The 17792-nt window shown below is 30.6% G+C and carries 19 protein-coding genes; 6 read left to right on the forward strand and 13 right to left on the reverse strand.

Going from position 1 to position 17792, the window contains the following annotated elements:
• The 7 genes from ACTTAS_RS05305 to ACTTAS_RS05335 all read right to left on the reverse strand — a co-directional run bounded on the left by ACTTAS_RS05305 (position 1) and on the right by ACTTAS_RS05335 (position 9054).
• Positions 1-816 carry a type IV pilus modification PilV family protein gene (locus ACTTAS_RS05305; RefSeq protein ID WP_440643601.1) on the reverse strand — a complete coding sequence of 272 codons (816 nt, stop codon included), beginning with the start codon at positions 814-816 and terminating at the stop codon, positions 1-3.
• Positions 816-1391, reverse strand: a complete 576-nt coding sequence (locus ACTTAS_RS05310) for a pilus assembly FimT family protein (protein WP_440678608.1) — start codon at positions 1389-1391, stop codon at positions 816-818. Before ACTTAS_RS05310 ends, ACTTAS_RS05305 begins: the two co-directional genes overlap by 1 nt.
• A gap of 6 nt (positions 1392-1397) precedes the next feature.
• A complete protein-coding gene (locus tag ACTTAS_RS05315) occupies positions 1398-2687 on the reverse strand; it encodes a type II secretion system F family protein (RefSeq protein ID WP_440678609.1) in 1290 nt (429 codons plus the stop codon).
• 3 nt (positions 2688-2690) lie between these two features.
• Entirely contained in the window at positions 2691-4433 is a 1743-nt protein-coding gene (locus ACTTAS_RS05320) for a GspE/PulE family protein (RefSeq protein WP_440678610.1), read from the reverse strand.
• 27 nt (positions 4434-4460) lie between these two features.
• A complete protein-coding gene (locus ACTTAS_RS05325; protein WP_440678611.1) occupies positions 4461-5996 on the reverse strand; it encodes a secretin N-terminal domain-containing protein in 1536 nt (511 codons plus the stop codon).
• Positions 5997-6076: 80 nt separating this feature from the next.
• Positions 6077-7288, reverse strand: a complete 1212-nt coding sequence (locus ACTTAS_RS05330; RefSeq protein ID WP_440678612.1) for a LysM peptidoglycan-binding domain-containing protein — start codon at positions 7286-7288, stop codon at positions 6077-6079.
• Positions 7288-9054, reverse strand: coding sequence for a fimbrial assembly protein (locus ACTTAS_RS05335; RefSeq protein ID WP_440678613.1), 1767 nt, complete (start codon positions 9052-9054; stop codon positions 7288-7290). The genes ACTTAS_RS05330 and ACTTAS_RS05335 overlap by 1 nt, the downstream gene beginning before the upstream one ends.
• 135 nt (positions 9055-9189) lie before the next feature.
• Between ACTTAS_RS05335 and ACTTAS_RS05340 the strand changes: the two genes are divergently transcribed.
• Entirely contained in the window at positions 9190-10182 is a 993-nt protein-coding gene (locus ACTTAS_RS05340; protein ID WP_075506362.1) for a type IV pilus twitching motility protein PilT, read from the forward strand.
• A 1-nt stretch (position 10183) separates the two neighbouring features.
• Here the strand turns inward: ACTTAS_RS05340 and ACTTAS_RS05345 are convergent, their stop codons facing one another.
• Positions 10184-10492, reverse strand: a complete 309-nt coding sequence (locus ACTTAS_RS05345; protein WP_440678614.1) for a hypothetical protein — start codon at positions 10490-10492, stop codon at positions 10184-10186.
• On the opposite strand from ACTTAS_RS05345, the gene ACTTAS_RS05350 reads away from it, so the two are divergent.
• Entirely contained in the window at positions 10461-10826 is a 366-nt protein-coding gene (locus tag ACTTAS_RS05350) for a hypothetical protein (RefSeq protein ID WP_440678615.1), read from the forward strand. The two genes, ACTTAS_RS05345 and ACTTAS_RS05350, sit on opposite strands and share 32 nt — an antisense overlap.
• Here the strand turns inward: ACTTAS_RS05350 and ACTTAS_RS05355 are convergent, their stop codons facing one another.
• Positions 10827-11216 carry an ATP-binding protein gene (locus tag ACTTAS_RS05355; protein ID WP_440678616.1) on the reverse strand — a complete coding sequence of 130 codons (390 nt, stop codon included), beginning with the start codon at positions 11214-11216 and terminating at the stop codon, positions 10827-10829.
• A gap of 68 nt (positions 11217-11284) precedes the next feature.
• Between ACTTAS_RS05355 and ACTTAS_RS05360 the strand changes: the two genes are divergently transcribed.
• On the forward strand, positions 11285-11623 hold the full coding sequence (locus ACTTAS_RS05360) for a heavy-metal-associated domain-containing protein (RefSeq protein WP_262589738.1): 339 nt from the start codon (positions 11285-11287) through the stop codon (positions 11621-11623).
• Here ACTTAS_RS05360 and ACTTAS_RS05365 read toward each other — a convergent pair.
• Together ACTTAS_RS05365 and ACTTAS_RS05370 are read right to left on the reverse strand one after the other, a co-directional pair.
• A complete protein-coding gene (locus ACTTAS_RS05365; protein WP_440678617.1) occupies positions 11620-12285 on the reverse strand; it encodes a hypothetical protein in 666 nt (221 codons plus the stop codon). The two genes, ACTTAS_RS05360 and ACTTAS_RS05365, sit on opposite strands and share 4 nt — an antisense overlap.
• Positions 12285-13229 (reverse strand): mitochondrial fission ELM1 family protein, encoded by a 945-nt coding sequence (locus tag ACTTAS_RS05370; protein ID WP_440678618.1) that lies wholly within the window; start codon positions 13227-13229, stop codon positions 12285-12287. The genes ACTTAS_RS05365 and ACTTAS_RS05370 overlap by 1 nt, the downstream gene beginning before the upstream one ends.
• Before the next feature lie 21 nt (positions 13230-13250).
• On the opposite strand from ACTTAS_RS05370, the gene trxB reads away from it, so the two are divergent.
• From trxB to ACTTAS_RS05385, 3 genes are read left to right on the forward strand one after another with little or no spacing between them, the layout of a single operon-like run.
• The gene (gene trxB, locus ACTTAS_RS05375; protein WP_075506369.1) at positions 13251-14195 is read left to right on the forward strand and encodes a thioredoxin-disulfide reductase; all 945 of its coding nucleotides are present in this window, start codon (positions 13251-13253) and stop codon (positions 14193-14195) included.
• A gap of 41 nt (positions 14196-14236) precedes the next feature.
• Positions 14237-15259, forward strand: coding sequence for an NAD-dependent epimerase/dehydratase family protein (locus tag ACTTAS_RS05380; protein ID WP_440678619.1), 1023 nt, complete (start codon positions 14237-14239; stop codon positions 15257-15259).
• A gap of 49 nt (positions 15260-15308) precedes the next feature.
• Entirely contained in the window at positions 15309-15941 is a 633-nt protein-coding gene (locus ACTTAS_RS05385; protein WP_440678620.1) for a hypothetical protein, read from the forward strand.
• A 2-nt stretch (positions 15942-15943) separates the two neighbouring features.
• Here ACTTAS_RS05385 and ACTTAS_RS05390 read toward each other — a convergent pair whose 3' ends face one another.
• Both ACTTAS_RS05390 and ACTTAS_RS05395 read right to left on the reverse strand, forming a co-directional pair.
• Positions 15944-16597: an NAD(P)H-binding protein gene (locus ACTTAS_RS05390; protein WP_440678621.1), complete on the reverse strand. Its 654-nt coding sequence runs from the start codon at positions 16595-16597 to the stop codon at positions 15944-15946.
• Between the two features lie 3 nt (positions 16598-16600).
• Positions 16601-17788 (reverse strand): pyridoxal phosphate-dependent aminotransferase, encoded by a 1188-nt coding sequence (locus tag ACTTAS_RS05395; protein WP_440678622.1) that lies wholly within the window; start codon positions 17786-17788, stop codon positions 16601-16603.
• Between the last annotated feature and the right edge of the window lie 4 nt (positions 17789-17792).

Consider the following 17792-nt stretch of genomic DNA (forward strand, 5'->3'; position numbering starts at 1 on the left):
TTAAGTTCCAGCTAAAAATAATCTTCTAAATTTTTCTTCAATTTTGTCTTGTTTGATAATTATTGTAACTTGTTTCTTTTTGACGGTTTCATAAATATCAACTCCACCTTCTTGATCTGTAACTCCATCATTATCTTTATCAACAGGGACATCTTTTTCGATGTCTTCAATTTCTAATAATCTCTTATCTCCAGTTCTTGCAGGACCGAGATGCTTCTTCAATAAAGTTCCCCAATTATCTAGGTCAGCCAAAACTTTTTGATTTGTTATTGTCGCTTTATATGTGGTGTCTTCAAACTTTGTCATGTCTAGATCATCATAAGGATCTAAACTACCTTCAGAATTAGATATAAATGTAATTGGAGCATTTTCCGTTGCATCTGATGCCATATTTTTATTTGGAGTATCATCAGGAACATCTGATCTTTCCAAAGATAAAGTAGTGTTGTTATCATCATCGAAAGCAGTTGAGTCTGTAATTTCGTATTTACCACCCACTCCCTCGATTATTATTTGATCTCCATCACCTGGTAATTGAGCAAGGCCCTTTACTTTTAAAGAAGCGCCTGCTGTTGTATCTTCAAATACTCTTGGATTTCCATATTGCGCAGCTACAGGATTGTAAACAGCAGCAAGTTCTTCAAACATTAATTCTACTGCATAAGCAGCTTTGTCAAACTTCCTTAAATTTGCAAAATCTCTTTCTTGATAAGATTGTAATGTCATAAATACAGTTACAGCAATACCCAAAACACCAGCTGCTGTCATTCCCTCAACCAAAGATACTCCTTTCTGAAGTTTGTGTTTTAAATTCATTACATTCTTTTCCCATTGTTAAAAAAACCTGTCTCATATGTGTGCAAATAATCTTTTTTTCCTCCAGCATTTTCAGAAGCTTGTATTTCTCCTCTAGCATTTTCAGGCGAAGATCCATCAGGTAAAAAACAAAAAAAGTTATTAGAGGCAGAAACTTTTGTACAGCTACCTGTCGTAGATGTACATCTACTGATTGTCATATGCTCAAGTGCTTTTGTTAAATCTGTTAGCTTAGTTCCTTTGTCGTTAGTGCCATCAAAATCAGAACATTTGGTGGCTGTAGATTTATGATATTCTACATTGTATCTATTCAATCCTTGCGCCTGCCAAACTTCCAAATCAGCAGTATTGTTAGAAGTATCATTTACAATTCGAATCGTATAAGCGTTTCCATCTTCAAGGGATAGTTGTCTGACATAATTTATTTGACCTCGAATTGTTGCAAGATCGCTCTCGAAATTATCTTGATCACCAAAATTATCAATTGCTGGAAAACCAACTGCACCAATAATAGATATGATGGCTATAGTAGTCATCAACTCCAATAGACTGAAACCTTTTTCTTTAATTTTCATTAAGGTCTATCCTACAGCTTGACCAATGCTGAAGATTGGCATGTACAAAGCTATCATAAGAACACCAATAATTGCTCCAATTATTACAATCATTAATGGCTCTATAATTGAGGATAAAGCCGCAACAACACCATCAAATTCTTCTTCATAATAATTTGCAATTGATTGAAACATTTCTTCCATATTTCCTGTTCGTTCACCAACAGCTGTTAACTGAGCAAGAGCCGGAGGGAATATGTGCTCTTCTTTTTGTAGTAACGCAGACAATGTTTGACCAGTTACTATCTGCCTCCCAATTCTCTCTAAGGCATAAATAAAAACAAGATTTGTAGTAACAGATTTAGAAATTTTTATTGTGTCTATGATACTTACCCCAGCTCTAGTAAGATTGGCCATAATCATACACATCCTAGAAACTGTTGCCTTAACAATTAAATCTCCAAATAATGGAAATTTTAAAAATCTCTTATGCATTACATGTCTAAAACCTTCTATATTTTTATACATGAAGTTATAAGAAACCCTAATAATTATGATAATCCCGATGATTTTCATTATATTAGTTGGATTAGCAATAAATCTACTTGCATTGACTATAACTAAAGTTGCTGCTGGAAGCTGAACGCCCATGGAACCATACATCTTCTCAAAAACTGGAACAACTTTCCATAACATGAAAATTGTAATTACTGTTGCAACCGTCAAAAGCATTATTGGATAAAATAATGCACTTTTAATTCCTTGTTTAATTTTCGCATTTTTTTCTAATAACTCTACAAGTTTAATTAAAAATTCATCTAATTTACCACTAGCCTCACCTGCAGAGATCATATTCAAATAAATATTATCAAAAACTTTTGGGTGCTTGGCAAAAGCATCCGTTAAATTCATTCCACCATTCAAATCTTTTATTATGGCATGAGCAGTCATTTTCATCTTCATATGTACAGTTTGATCTCTAATCATCATGATAGATTCTAAAATAGGCAAACCCGCCTTGATCATAGTTGATACTTTTTTTGTAAACTGCAGTAATTCCTTCGGTGGAACTTTGGCCCAAGGTCCAAAATTTAAATAAATATTTCCTTTTGCAATAATGATAGGGGCATTACTTATAGGAACATCATCTAAAGATGGAGAGCCTTTCTTTTCGGATTTACCGTTACCTTTTTTGATTGAGGTAACAATAATTTTTTTTTTTCTAAGTTCTACTGCAGCACTTTTTGGATCAGATGCAGAAATTACACCATTAATTTTTTTTCCAGCTTGAACGCCAGCATATTGAAATGTTGCCATAAACTAAACTACTAAAATTCTAGAATATTCTTCAACAGATAATATACCTTTTTTAATAAAATTTCTGCCAATAACTTGCATAGTTTTAAAACCATCCTTAATTGCAACTTCAAGCATTTCGTCTCCTCTAGCATCTCTCAATATCGCAGCTTCTAAGTTAGGAGTTTTTTTTAACACCTCATAAATTCCTTGTCTTCCTTTGTATCCAGTGTTGTTACATTCTGCACAACCTGCACCCATTTTGGGGGTAAAAGTATTTAACTCTTCTTCTTTAAAACCATATTGCAATAAAGTTTCTTTAGTAGCTTTTTCGTCATCAACTGTACAAGAAGAACAATTTTTTCTCGCCAACCTTTGAGCAACAATTAAACTTAAGGCTGATGCAACCATGAAACTTGGAACACCCATATTTACTAATCTGACAACTGTAGAAACCGCATCATTTGTATGAAGTGTACTTAACAACAAGTGTCCAGTTAAAGCTGCTTTAATTGCAATATCTACTGTAGATTTATCTCTTATCTCTCCAACTAAAATTACCTCTGGGTCCTGTCTTAAAAAAGATTTTAATATCGCTTCAAATGTTAAACCAATTTCATTGTTGGCTTGAATTTGTCCAACACCTTTTAAATAAAATTCAACCGGATCTTCAGCTGTCATTATATTTGTTCCAGGATTATTAATTTTTTTAATACAGCCATAAAGAGTTGTACTTTTACCACTTCCTGTTGGACCAGTAACCAAAACCATTCCTTGAGGAGCAGTTATAGCTGTAACTAAGTTATCATAATCATCTTTATCCAGACCGATTTGCTCTAAACCAAGATCTGGTCCAGCAGCAAGTAAACGCATAACAACTCTTTCACCTTCTTTAGCTGGAATAACTGAAAATCTAACATCAATATCAACGTCATCTTCATTTTTTGGTTGTGGATTTTTAAATTGAAGTTTTCCATCTTGTGGCAACCTTTTTTCTGAAATATCACAACCTGACATAATTTTAAGTCTTGTTACTATTGCATTATAATTCTCCATCAAAAATTGTTTGAATTGTAATTGTTCTTGTAGGACACCATCTTTTCTAAATCTTATTCTTGCTTCACCTCTTCTAAAAATTTCAATGTGAATATCACTTGTGCCACTAAAAAATGATTCATTTAAAAGTTTGTCGACAAATTCCACAACAGCATTCTCACCTTGTGTAATTTTTACATTTGGAACCTTCACGTTTAAATTTGGTTTTGAAACTGATGATTTTTGTGCTTGATTATTTTGAGAGTCTTGTGTTGCTTCAATTACAGATTTAAATTTTAATGCTTGATCTAAATTAGAAGGTTTAGCAACATACAATTCTACATTACATCCTGTCATGCTTTTAATTTTACCTGCCAATGTAGATTTGGTTGGATCGAACAAAGCAATTTTTAAAATTCTTCCATTTAATTCAAATGGAAGCATTTCGTTTTCCATAATAAAATCTTTTGGAAGTTTTTTTACAGCTTCTTTTTTAATACTTTGCTCGGTTAGAATAGTTTTACGTAAAGCATAATTTCTTGAAACTGCAGAAACAATATCATCTTCACTTACCAGCTTATCATCAATTAAATACTCCAAAACCCCGAGAGGAACCTTGCCATTACTATCGTATTTTTTTTTAGCCTCGTTAAAGTTAGCTTCAGATAATTTTCCACTACTTTTTAAAAGGTTTGAAATTTTAATACTTATTTCAGGATTTATTGAAGGCATGTTTAAAGTTATAATAAAAATTATAACTTATACAACATTTGCACTTAGGAATATTAATAGTTGAGTTTTATCGTCTTTATCAGTTGTTTGTCTAAAAAATGCTCCTAGTAATGGAATTTTTGAGAAGAAAGGAACATAAGTTTCGCTGTTTTCTCTTGTATTTTTATAAACACCTCCAAGCACAGCTACATCACCTGCATTAATTTGGACTATAGATGTAAGTGATTCCTCGTTAGTTACAACATCATCACCTGAGCTTTCACCTGGTGCATCATTTGCGAGTGATAATTCAATTTTTACTCTACTTTCCCCAACAATTTCTGGTTTCACTGTAATGCTTAAATTTTGTGGAATTTCTACTGTAGAACCTGCGGCATCACCTGAGGCTGGAATTACTTTTACTAAAGTTGTGCCTTGAGTAAGAGTTGCTTCCTCTCCATCCATTGCAAATAGTTTTGGATTTGAAACTGTTTCAGTATTAGAATCTTTCACCGATGCAGTGATTACAGCTTTGATTTTTGTCATTCCTATATTTCCAAGCAAAAAAGCTCCTCCTGCCAAACTGACTGCATCTGATAAATCTGCATTAGATATAGCTTCAGGATTCGTATCAGCCACAGGAGTTATTGAAGTTGTATTTCCTGGGTTAGTATCAATCCCTGAAAAAGTTATTCTATCACTTCCATTTGCAGTTGCCGCAGCATTTAATGCATCTATGTTCGCACTAAAGTTTTTATTAAAGCCATCAGTTGCATTAACAATATAAGCCTCGATCATTACTTGTTTTTTTTCCAAGTCAATTTTGTTTAAAATATTCTCTGCCTGATTTAATTGTGCATATGTTCCTGTAATTATAATTTGATTATTTTTTTCATCATCTACCATAGTAAAGCCTTCTGTTTCACCCATAACTTCCCCAAGAGATTCTACTAAATCTGTTGAACTTTGATAAAAGACTTTAAATATTTCTGTAACCAAAGGTTCAGAACCATCTCCTTCGTTTGATACTGAACCCCCAATATCTAAGGAAGCTAAATTATTATTTTCCTCTATAGTATTATCTATTTTAGCTTTTTCTAATTCAGCAAAAAATTCTTTTGTATGAACTCTTAGCAAACCAGAATCTTCATCAACAGTCATAATTAAACTGTTAATATCTAAAATAGCATAAACAGCAGAACCCCATTTTATATTTTCAAAATCAATAGTTATTTCGCCATCTACTTCATTTCCTATGATAATATTTCTCTGAACTAATCCAGCGAATAATTTTAAAGCTGATCTTATATTCATATTATTAAACTTTAAACTTACTTCGGTATCTTCCAACTTTTTAATCTTTAAATTTCTATCAATTAGTTTAAGTGATTTTTTTTCAAGCGTTTTACCCTCTGTTAAAGAGATTCTTCTTACTAACTTTTCCTCTTTTTTATTTTTATTTAAAATATCGTTTGAGTCTTGATTGAATTGTTCTGCAGTTTGTCTAAAATTTTCAGCACTTGCCTTTACATTGAAAGACTCAATTTCTTGAACAGCTCCTTTATCCTTTTGATCATAAGCCATTTTAGGCCTATTTGAACTACTACAACTTACTAGAAATATTGACAGTGTTAATACCAGGAATAATTTAAAAAATTTTGTCATTAATTGAATAAATCCTCAACATTAGTTACTGTTTCACTTTCATTATCGTTGTTATTGTTTTCATTATTCTCTGTTTGATTTTCAATATTTATATCATCATTGTTTACATCATCATTGATTAAATCTTCATTATTTGATTGTGGTAATGATGCAATTGCCATTCCTACTATTGGGGTATTAATTAAAAACTCATATTCAATATTGTCCTCTAAAACAATCATTCTATTTTTTTCAATTGAGACTATCACGCCATCTCTGTTTCCTATTCTATCTCCCTCTCTAACCATAAATTGACTGTTACTTATCTCAATTATTGCAAGATTTTTTCGATTTATTTTAAAATCGTTAACACTCTTTTTATCCAAGTTTTCATAAGTTATATTTTCATTTGCATAAATTGGAATTTTTACTAATTGATTTTCATTTAAAATAACTGTGTTTTTTTCAAAAGCATTAAATTCCATTAATTCAGTTATTTCTCTTTCATATCTTCCAGCAATATCAGCTATTGTTTCGTTTTCATTTGTTACATGAATAAAGAAAGGTAGTAATAATTTATCGCCAATTAAAATAATATTTTCATCTTCTAGATCATTATAAGAGGCAAGTTGTGTTGCATTTAAATTATATCTTTCAGCAATAGTATTTAGGTTTTGACCCTCTTTTACGATATGAAATCTATTTGGTATAACTATCTTGTCACCAATTACTAATTTTCTTGATCCTGGATAAATTGCATTTGCTATTTCTATTTCCCTTAACGAAAAACCGTATCTAAAAGCGATTTTCTCAATTGTATCTTCTTTCGAAACTGTGTGAGTAGTGGGTGTTTTTGCCCTGTCAATTTTTTTGACTTTAGCTCTTTGAAATTGATGATCAGATTCTTTACTTAGCGCAACACCTTTCAATAAATAATCTCTTAAAGAATATGCAACAATTGGATCTATATTTAAAACTGTAACAATTTCAGTATCCTCAGGTTCCTTCTCGATAACGTCTGTTACCACATCCGTGTTCTCAAGTATTTCTTCTGCTAGTTCTACTTCGATAGTTTCTTCTTCTGTTACTGTCTCTGTTTCAACTGTTTCCTCAATTTTTATCTCTACAACTTCTGGCTCTCTTACAATACCAATTTCGTTAGTAAATGGATCGCTATAAGAATTACTGTGATACAATATGAAGATAGTAATTAAAATATATCTCAGTAACATTATCTTTTACCCTTCTTTAATAATTTCGAAACTATAGTTTCGTCATCAAAAACCTCATTCGATAGAGGTTTTAATGATAATCTTGAATTAAATTTTTTTGTTATTTTTTCTTTTGGTAAATCTTCTTCTTTAGGGACAGGTTGTCCTTCAATTTTGTAAAGATCCAATCTATCTTCTTTAGAAAACTCTACTAGCGCTTCAATTTTACTATCATTTACAACTTCATTTTCTGAAAAAATATTCATCATATTTACCACAGCTTGATCGTTCATAGCTACACCAGAAAATAAAATATTATGTTTTTCCTCTATCCCAAAACTAGTTAATCTAATATTTTTTGGAACTATTTGATTTAAACTTGCATAAAGATTTGCGGTTGTTTTTAAATTTGATCCAAAGGAAGCTGCAATTCTTTTATCTTCTTTTATACTATTAATTTTTGCATTATATCCCTGCAAAAGACTATTTTTACTTTCAAGATCTTCTTCTAAAATTTTAGTGGCAGCCAATTTAGATGAATTATTCATTAATTTTAAAATTTTAAATGGAAGAACATGTCCAATAAAACCAAGAACAAAAATTATCGAAATCATTAAACAAAAATTACCTAAAGATTTTGATCTTCTGTTAGTTTTTACCTGATCAAAATTAGACAAAAGGTTTACTGAAATTATTTCGTTAGTTTCAAGATTAAAAGAATTTAATTTTCTTGAAGCTATACCAATTGCTTCTGATGCAAGAGATTTATTGCTAAGTGAATCTATATATTTTTTTGCACTATCTGAAATTTCAGCAGAGTCCTCTGGATTATAAAGTTTAATAACAACATCTCCCAATTGTCGCTCAATTCCTTTTGAAACATTTTTAATTTTTGACTTATCTGAAATTACTGTAATAATATTTATAGGATCAAATTCATACTTTGTTTCATACTCAACTAAATATTGTTTAATTTGAGAACCTAGTCTTTCAAAAATTTCATCCCAAAATTCTGTTTCAACACTCTCAACTTCCTCAACTGTATCAAGCAATACTTGATCTGCTTCAATAATATTTAATTCTGAATACTGAAAACCTTTATTGGAACAAATAGTAATACTTTTCTCATCTTTTGAATAATTGAAAATGACATTTGGAGTTTCAAAACCTTCTTTCCCAAGAAGTATTCCTTGAGAGTTAACATGAGCAAACGGAGCTAGATCAATAACAACAGGATTGTAACCTGCAAGCCTAAAAATATTCGAATAAGTTTCTACAAACTTTATTTCCATAGCAACCAAAACTACATCCATTACACCAAGCTCTTCATTTGTACTCATAACAGAATAGCTTGTTTCAAACTCATCTAAATTTTCAGGTGTTTCATCAAACTGATCCCAAAATCCACCTAAAGCAGTTGCTTCCCTTAAACTTTCTTCATCCATAATTGGAATTTGTAAATTATAAATTTGTGCTTTGGATGTATCTAAAGAAACAGCAATGTCTTTTGTTTTGGTCTTAATAGAGTCTAATGCATTTTTTACTTGATCGCTTAAATATGTTGTTGCGGATAAAAAATCTTGGTCTTCTCCAATTCCTGCTATTTGTTGATTAGAAAAATTGTCAATTTTACAAACACCTTTTTTGTATGAAATTTCTGCGGCTTGAATAAATTTATCTCTAAAGACTACACCAATTACTTTTTCTTTTTTTGAGTGATTTTTTCCTATTAATTTAATGATAGGAGCAAAAGCTTTTGCAATAGGAGGTCCAATTTTATCAATCATAATTTTTTAAAAACCTTATAAAATCACAATAATAAATACCGAATCGGTACACAAGCATTAGTTGTGTTACTTTATATATATCTCAATGTTAAAAAAAACTTGAAAAGATATAACTTTTAGAGCATCAAAACATTAATGAGCCTTCATGATAAATTAAAATCATATCCTAAAGAATATGATTTATCTGATATTCACATCAGATCGAATCAACCATTTGCAATAAGAGAAAATGGCGAGATTAAAGTATTTAGTGAGGATATTGTTTCACGACAAGATATAGAAACTTTTTGGAAACAATCTTTAGATAAAGCTCAATACGATTATTTAATTAGCAATGGAGACTTAGATTTTGCTGTTGTTGTTGATGGACAGAGATTTAGAGCAAACGGTTATTATTCTTCATATGGACCAAGTATGGTTCTTAGAAAAATTATAAGCGAGATTCCTAATATTGAAAAACTAGGTTTGCCACCGGCAGCACATGAAGCAATTACCCATAAAACAGGATTAGTTCTTGTTACAGGACAAACTGGTTCTGGTAAATCTACATCACTTGCTGCAATGATAGATCAGATTAATTCTCATAGAGCAGAAAATATAATTACAATTGAAGATCCTATTGAGTTTGTTCATCCTGCTAAAAAAAGTATTATTTCTCAAAGGGAAGTTGGAAAAGATACTGGTAGTTTTGCAAAAGCATTGAAGTCTGCATTAAGACAAGATCCTGATGTAATTTTAGTTGGGGAGATGCGAGATCTAGAAACTATTTCATTAGCATTAACTGCTGCAGAAACTGGTCACTTAGTTTTTGGAACCCTACATGCTAGTAGTGCTTCTTCAACAATTACAAGAATTTTAGATGTATTTCCTCCAGCTCAAAAAGAACAAGCACAAACTATGTTAGCTGGATCAATCAGATTAGTAATGTCGCAACAATTATTAAAAAAGAAAGGTGGAGGAAGAATTGGCTGTCATGAAGTAATGACAGGGACACCTGCGATAAGAAATTTAATTAGAGAAGGTAAAACAGAGCAAATTCAATCTACTCTTCAAACATCTGCTAAAGACGGAATGTTTACAATGGAAAAATGTCTTGAAGGTTTAAAGCTAAAAAAATTAGTTGAATAAATTAATTTGAACTTTCAGTAAATCTTTGTTGCGGAACTACTGCAGAAAAAGTTCCGGTGCCAGTACAATTACTTTCAGTTTGCTCACCAAGGCCTCTATTTACACTTGAAGGGTTTGGGTTGTTTGCTCCTTCGCATTTTAAGTTAAAATCCACATTACCTTTTAACTCAACTTCAACCTCTAAAAACTTTACATTGTTAGCTGTGGATTTTGTTATGATATTATTATAAAGATAGTTAGCTGCCAAAAATGCAAAAAAAGCTAAAAAGAATATTTTAATGTTATTTAAATTTTTTTTAAAATTTACCATTGTTTTAATAGTTATAACTTTTATTCCTAAAAATTCTAATGCAAATATTTATCAATTAAGTTGTAAAAATAAAAAAAATACAACTGTTTGGGTTTATTCAAATAAAAGAAAACAAATCATTCTAACAAAAATTAATAGTTCAAAAACTAAAGTAAATTTCAAGATGGATAGACAAACCCCATCATCTTTTACATCAAACGGTTCAATTGGAGGATTGCAGACTAATGTAACTTATAATCAAAATTCAAATGAATTAGCAATGCTGCAAAAATCTTTAAGAGGTTCCAACCAGTTTTACAAGTGCTCAAAGCCTAAACTTATTAAAGAAGAGTAGTTAAAAAATTAAAGTTAAAGTTGTACCTGGACCAACTTGATTATGTTTGTACTCACAAAATTTCGAGGTTTTTTTTATAAAGTATACTCCCAAACCTCCAGGTCTGACTTTATCTAAATCTCTTGGTTTAATTGTATCTAATGGTACTTGTTCACCGTAGTCAGTAATTATTACTTTAAGCTCATTATCATTTAAAATTTCTAAATTTAAATCAATTTTTTGATCTTTTTTCATTTTATATGAATAACGAATTACATTTTGCAAAGCTTCATCAATTGCTAAAGTTACGCTTGCTAATTCGATGTTTGGTAGATTTGATTTACAAAACTCCTCTATTTTAGATCTTGTATCTTTTAACTCTGAGGGATTTGAAAGCATTGCAATATTCATAAATAAATTTCACTAGCATTACCCAATATGGGTATATTAAATTAAAAAAAATAGTTTATAAAAGATTTATGAAAAAAATCTTACTAGTTTTATTTACATCATTAATATTTTTTCAAAACATAGTCAAAGCAGAAGTTGCTATGATTGGAGTTGTGGATGGAATGGTATGTATGGCATGCCAAGCAAAAGTTGAAAAAGAACTTAAAGCTGCAACAGGTGAAGGTAATGTTGAAGTTTCATGGCCAGAAGGAGTTGCTTTTATTAACTTTGAAAATACTCCAAATTTTTCTGAAGAGGACTTTAAAAAGGTAATTGAGAATGCTGGTTTTGCTGTTGGTAAAGTTGCTACCTTAAATGAAAAAATTATTGATCCAAAATCTGGATTAATTTCATTAAATAAATTTTAATTATTTACTTTCCAGTCAGTTTCGAAAGTCACATAATTTACTTGTAAACATCGTCTTTCTTTAATAATGCTCTTTTTTTCCATACCATGCCAAGTATTTGGTCCGCTGGTAAAAAGATAACCGTAGTTATTTCTGTAGGGTAATGTTTTAACTTTCTCTAATTTTTCATTGTAAAAATCTGTCCCCAAATCTTCAGACTCGTTAGTTTTATTTACAAAAATTAATCCTGACATTAATTTTTCTTTAATATCACAGTGTGGTTTTAGCCAAAATCCTTCTCTATCACAAATTACTTCTACTCTTACATATGAGTTAGATAAATCTTTATTGATCATTTTAGATATTGTTTCATGTGTTTCTTTTGATTGTAGCTCGTTAATAAATTTTACAAGATTTGGAAATTGTGAACTATTTTCTTTTGTTACAAAGCATCTAAATTTTATTGCTTTACCACCAGAGGAAATACCCTCTCTAAATTCTGCTGCTCCTCCATCAATTGCTCTTGTCCCGTCATAATTCAAATTATGCTCACTTAAATTTGGAATATCTGCTTTAATAATCTCTTCAATTGCACCGTCAGATAGAGCATTGCTATATTCCCAATGGTCAAATGGTGTTTCATATTTTTTTGAATTATTTTTTATGGAATTTAAGAATGACATTAAGATTGAATTTTTTCTTTAATAATTTTTGCTACTCTATTCGTTTCATCTAGTTTTTCATAGTTCCAATTTTCAATTTCCTCACCTAAGTTTCTAGTGATATTTAGTTCTCTAAATAAGTTTCTAAATCTTTGGAATCTTTTGTCATTCTTTTTTGGTAAAATATTAGCAACATAAATTGGTTTCCCTGTCAAAGCAGCCTCAGAAATCATTGAACTCGAGTCACATGTAACAACTATATTTTCAGATATAGCTAATGCAGATAAATATGCTTTTTTATCAACATTCATAATCACTGTATGTTTTTCTCCAAAAAACTCTTTTGCATAATGAATTGTATTTATTGGGGTTCTCATTGATGGGATTACAACTAATTGAAAATCATGTTTCTTCATTAATTTATAAAACATTGAGAAAATATGTTTCATATTTTTAGTTGAATAATCGTAATATTTTGTCGGGCCTCCCATTATTAAGCACCAAATTTCTCTCTGATCTTGTTTGATAAAAGATTTTAAATAATCTTTATTTTCCTCAATTTCTTTCTCCGAGAGATAATGAATAGCTCCCTTTGTGCTAATAACATTATCTCCATTAATTCCATCATGTTCTGGGGCAACAATAAAATCGAAATGATTAAAATCTATTTTTGGATCTTGGATATGAATATTAAATATTTTTTTTTTAGAAATACTTTTTAAGTGAATAGATGGAATTACACTCTTTCTTCCACATGAGATTATTAAATCAAAATCATTATCTTCAATCTTTTTATAAACACTTTGAGAAATTGGAGTAAATTTAGGTGGAACAAGTTTCCAAATACTTTTTAGTTCAACCTTGTGGTGAGTAAAATCAATATCAAGTGCTTTAGCAAGTCCCTCGACCTGACTAATCATTCCGTGCATCCCTTGAGTTAATAATAAACCTTTTAATTTAGACATTAATCACTATATAGCTTTCATATGAGTCAAAATCCAACTAAACACACAAAAGTGTTAATAATTGGATCTGGTCCTGCCGGATACACAGCAGCTGTTTATGCTGCACGAGCAATGTTAAATCCTATCCTTGTTCATGGTGCTCAACCGGGCGGTCAATTAACAACTACAACTGATGTGGAAAATTTTCCAGGGTTTGCAGAAGTAATTCAAGGACCATGGCTAATGGATCAAATGAGAGATCAAGCAAAAGCTGTTGGAACAGAAATGATAGAAGACCATATCGGATCAGTGAATTTAAAATCTACACCGTTTGAGGCTGTTGGAGATAGTGGTCAAAAATATACAGCAGATAGCATAATTATTTCAACTGGTGCACAAGCAAGATGGTTAAACATTAAATCTGAACAAGAATTTAGAGGATTTGGAGTTTCAGCATGTGCTACATGCGATGGTTTCTTTTTTAAAGATAAAGAAGTTGCTGTAGTTGGGGGTGGTAATGCTGCAGTAGAAGAGGCAATGTTTCTTACAAAATTTGCATCAAAAGTAAAATTAATTCATAGACGAGATAGTTTGAGAGCTGAAAAAATGCTGCAAAAAAAATTGATGGAAAATAAAAAAATTGAAATAGTTTGGGACTCTGTTGTTGAGGATGTCTTGGGTGATAGTGAACCCAAAAATGTTAAAGGTATAAAAATTAAAAATTTGAAAACTGAAAAAACAGAGGAAGTAAAATTAGATGGATTGTTTATTGCTATTGGTCACGATCCAGCAACTCAGCTTTTCAAAGATCAATTAGAAATGGATAAAGAAGGTTACTTAATTACAAAACCAGATTCTACAGAAACAAATATTCCTGGAGTTTATGCTGCAGGTGATGTTAAAGATAAAACTTTTCGACAAGCAGTTACAGCAGCTGGTATGGGTTGTATGGCTGCATTAGAAGCTGAAAAATTCTTATCTCATTAATTTGAGGTTACAATTACTAATTGATTAAAGGGAGAGGTGTTATGACTGATAAAGTATTATTAACTGGAATAAGTGGATGGATTGCTAAACATACTGCTATAGAATTATTAAATTCAGGCTATGAAGTTTTAGGAACAGTTAGAAGTGATGACGTAATTTCTCAGACTAAAGAGACAATTGGTAAATATACATCGATAGATAAGTTATCTTTTATAAAACTTGATCTTTTAAATGATGAAGGTTGGGAAGAAGCTGCAAAAGGATGCAAATATATAATTCATATGGCTTCCCCCTTTCCGATGAAAGTTTCAAAAAATAGAGAAAATTTAATACCAGTTGCAAAAGATGGAACTTTAAGAGTTTTAAACGCTGGTATCAAAGCAAATGCAGAGCAATTTGTAGTTACATCTTCAATAGCAGCAATGTTTAGAAAGCCAAATAGATCAAATCCTTATTCATTTAGTGAAAATGATTGGACTGATGAAAATTGGGTTGAAGGAGTTAATGATTATTTTCTATCCAAAACAGTTGCTGAAAAGGCAGCTTGGGAATTAATGGAAAGTAAAGGTATTAAAAATAAACTTACTTGTATAAATCCTGGTGGAGTATTTGGAGATGCTTTAGATACCAAAGGCGGGACCTCAATTGAATATGTAAGACAATTTTTAAAAGGTAAGTTTCCAGCAACACCTAAATGGGGAATACTAATATCTGATGTTAAAGATGTTGCAAAATCTCATGTAGCTTGCTTAGGAAATTCAAAAGTTAGTGGCAGAAGATTAATCATTGGAAAAGAAGTTAAAACATTACTTGAGACATCAAAAATATTAGCAGAAGCTTTACCAGAGTATGCGAAAAAACTTCCTAAGAAAACTTTGCCAAATTTTATGGTGAAATTTATTAGCATGTTAGATTCAAGTGCAAAAACAATGATCCCTGATCTTGAATTAGAGATGAAACCAGAGACGAAATATGCTGAAGATTTAATTGGTTTTGAATTTAAACCAGCAAGTGGGGCTTTAATTGATGCTGGAAAATCAGTGGTAAAATTAGGCTTAGTATAAAAATTTTGTATAACCTCATCTTTAAATTTCAGGTATATAATTTATTTAAATGAACAGAAGAAAATTTATAAAAACTGTAGGTCAAATTATGATTGCTTGGGGATTAAGCCCAAATCTCGCATTTGCCTCCGAAACTAATAAAATATTATCAGGAAAATTTTTCATTGATGGCAAGGAAGCAGAATTAAATTTTCAAGATTTAAATAATTCTACAATTGAAACTAAAGATGAAAAATCAATAATTAAATTTAAAAATGATTTTTATTTGATAAGACCTGAAACAAAACTTCAATTTGTCTCAAAGAACTTGTTAAAAGTTATCAAAGGTTCTGTTCATGCAGTCTTTGGAAAAAGACAAGAAGAGTTAAATGTTGAGATTCCTCACGGTACGATTGGAATAAGAGGAACTTCTATTTTCATTGATATTGAGCCTAAACAGAACAGAAGTTATTTTTGTAATTGTTATGGAGAAACAGTTCTGTATGACAAAAAAGGAAATTTATTAGAAACAGTGGTTTCATACGGACACGAATCTGGCGCACTTACAGAGGATGGGAAATTTAAAAGGTATGGAATTAATTATTTAAAAAATATTTATGCTTTAAGACACCCAAAAATATTTGACGAAGAAATGGAAAAAGTTGGGTGTATCGTAGAAAATAGTCATTGTACCTTAAAATAAATTTATTTTACTAAATCTGAAATTTGATCTGACTCAAAGATTTTTTGATCAATATTATCGTTTGCAAGTTTAATCATTGCTTTTGCAATTGTTTCCGAATGAATTGATCTCATTTTTCTAAGTGGTCCAATAAATAAAGGATTTAGGAGTTTAAAAATAATTATTCCTATTTTCTCACCCAATCTAAACTCTTTTCTGTTACCCAAAATAAATGAGGGTCTCATAATTCCTATTTTAGAAAAACCTAAACTTAAGATCTCTTCTTCTACTAAGCCCTTATATTTTAAATAATCTCCTGAACTTTTAGAGTTTGCGTATCCTGAAGACACAAAAAAATAAGAATTAATATTATTAGATTTTGCAATTTGAGCCACTTGTTTTGGGATATCTAATTCAATTCTTTGATATTCATTTTTATCAGGAGAATTTTTTTTTGTTGTCCCAATACAAAAAAAACATTCATCTCCCTCAATTTCTTCTTTGTGTTTTTCTAAATTATTAAAATCAGTTTGAATTACTTGAATTTTTGAGTTGTTTATTTCAATTGAAGAACGGACAAATATTTTAATTTTAGAGTAATTATTATTCTGAATAAGTTGATTTAAAACGTGTCCACCAACTAATCCAGTTGCACCAAATAGTAATGCTGTTTTCACTTATTAAGAAAGGCTTTCACAAAAGGATTTTATTCTATCCATTGCTTTCTTCAAATTTTGCATTGAAGTAGCATAAGAAATTCTAAAGTATCCATCTAAACCAAATGCAGATCCCTGAACAACTGCAACATTAGATTGCTCAAGTAGTTTTTGAACAAACTCAGTATCAGTTTTCAATTTAGTTTTTTTATTTAACAATCCCTTACAACTTGGAAATACATAAAATGCTCCGTTAGGTGATAAACAATTTATACCTTTAATACTGTTTAAACTTTTAACAACAAAATCTCTTCTTTCTTTGAATGCTTTAGATCTTTTTTTTATAAAACCTTGATTACCATTTAAAGCTTCAACTGCAGCAGCTTGACTGATTGATGATGGGTTTGATGTAGATTGAGATTGAATTTTACCAATTGCTTTAATTATATCTTTTGGTCCTGCAGCATACCCTATTCTCCAACCTGTCATTGCATACGATTTACTAACCCCATTCATAGTCAAAGTTCTATCTTTTAATTTGGAATTTTGGGCAATCGTATAAAAATTAAAATTATCGTATGCTATATGTTCATATATATCGTCACTCAAAATATGAACTCTTTTATTTCTAATTAGAACTTTAGCTAAATCTTCAATTTCTTTTTTTGAATAACCCGCTCCAGTTGGATTGGAAGGTGAATTTAAAATCACCCATTTTGTTTTTTTAGTGATAGCTTTTTTTAATTTAGTTGCGGTAAGTTTAAACCCTTCTTCTTCTGTGCACTTAACTATCTTTGGTTTTCCACCAGCTAATAAAACCATATCAGGATAAGAAACCCAGAAAGGTGCTGGAATAATTACTTCATCCCCTTTATTTAAAGTTGCCATGAAAGCATTATAAAGAACTTGTTTTCCACCAGTTCCAACAGTGATTTGATCTGTAGTGTAATTAATTTTGTTTTCTCTTTTAAACTTATCTACAATTGCTTTTTTTAAAGCAGGCGTTCCATCTACTGCTGTATATTTTGTGTCTCCACTTTTGATCGCTTTAATTGCAGCTTTCTTAATATTATCTGGTGTATCAAAATCTGGCTCGCCAGCCCCAAGTCCAATTACATCTTTTCCTGCAGCTCTAAGTTCTCTTGCTTTTTGGGTAACTGCAATAGTTGGTGATGGTTTAATTCGTTTTAAACTGTCTGATATTATGCTCATTGAA

The sequence above is a fragment of the Candidatus Pelagibacter sp. HIMB1611 genome, assembly GCF_052047715.1.
Lineage (GTDB): Bacteria > Pseudomonadota > Alphaproteobacteria > Pelagibacterales > Pelagibacteraceae > Pelagibacter.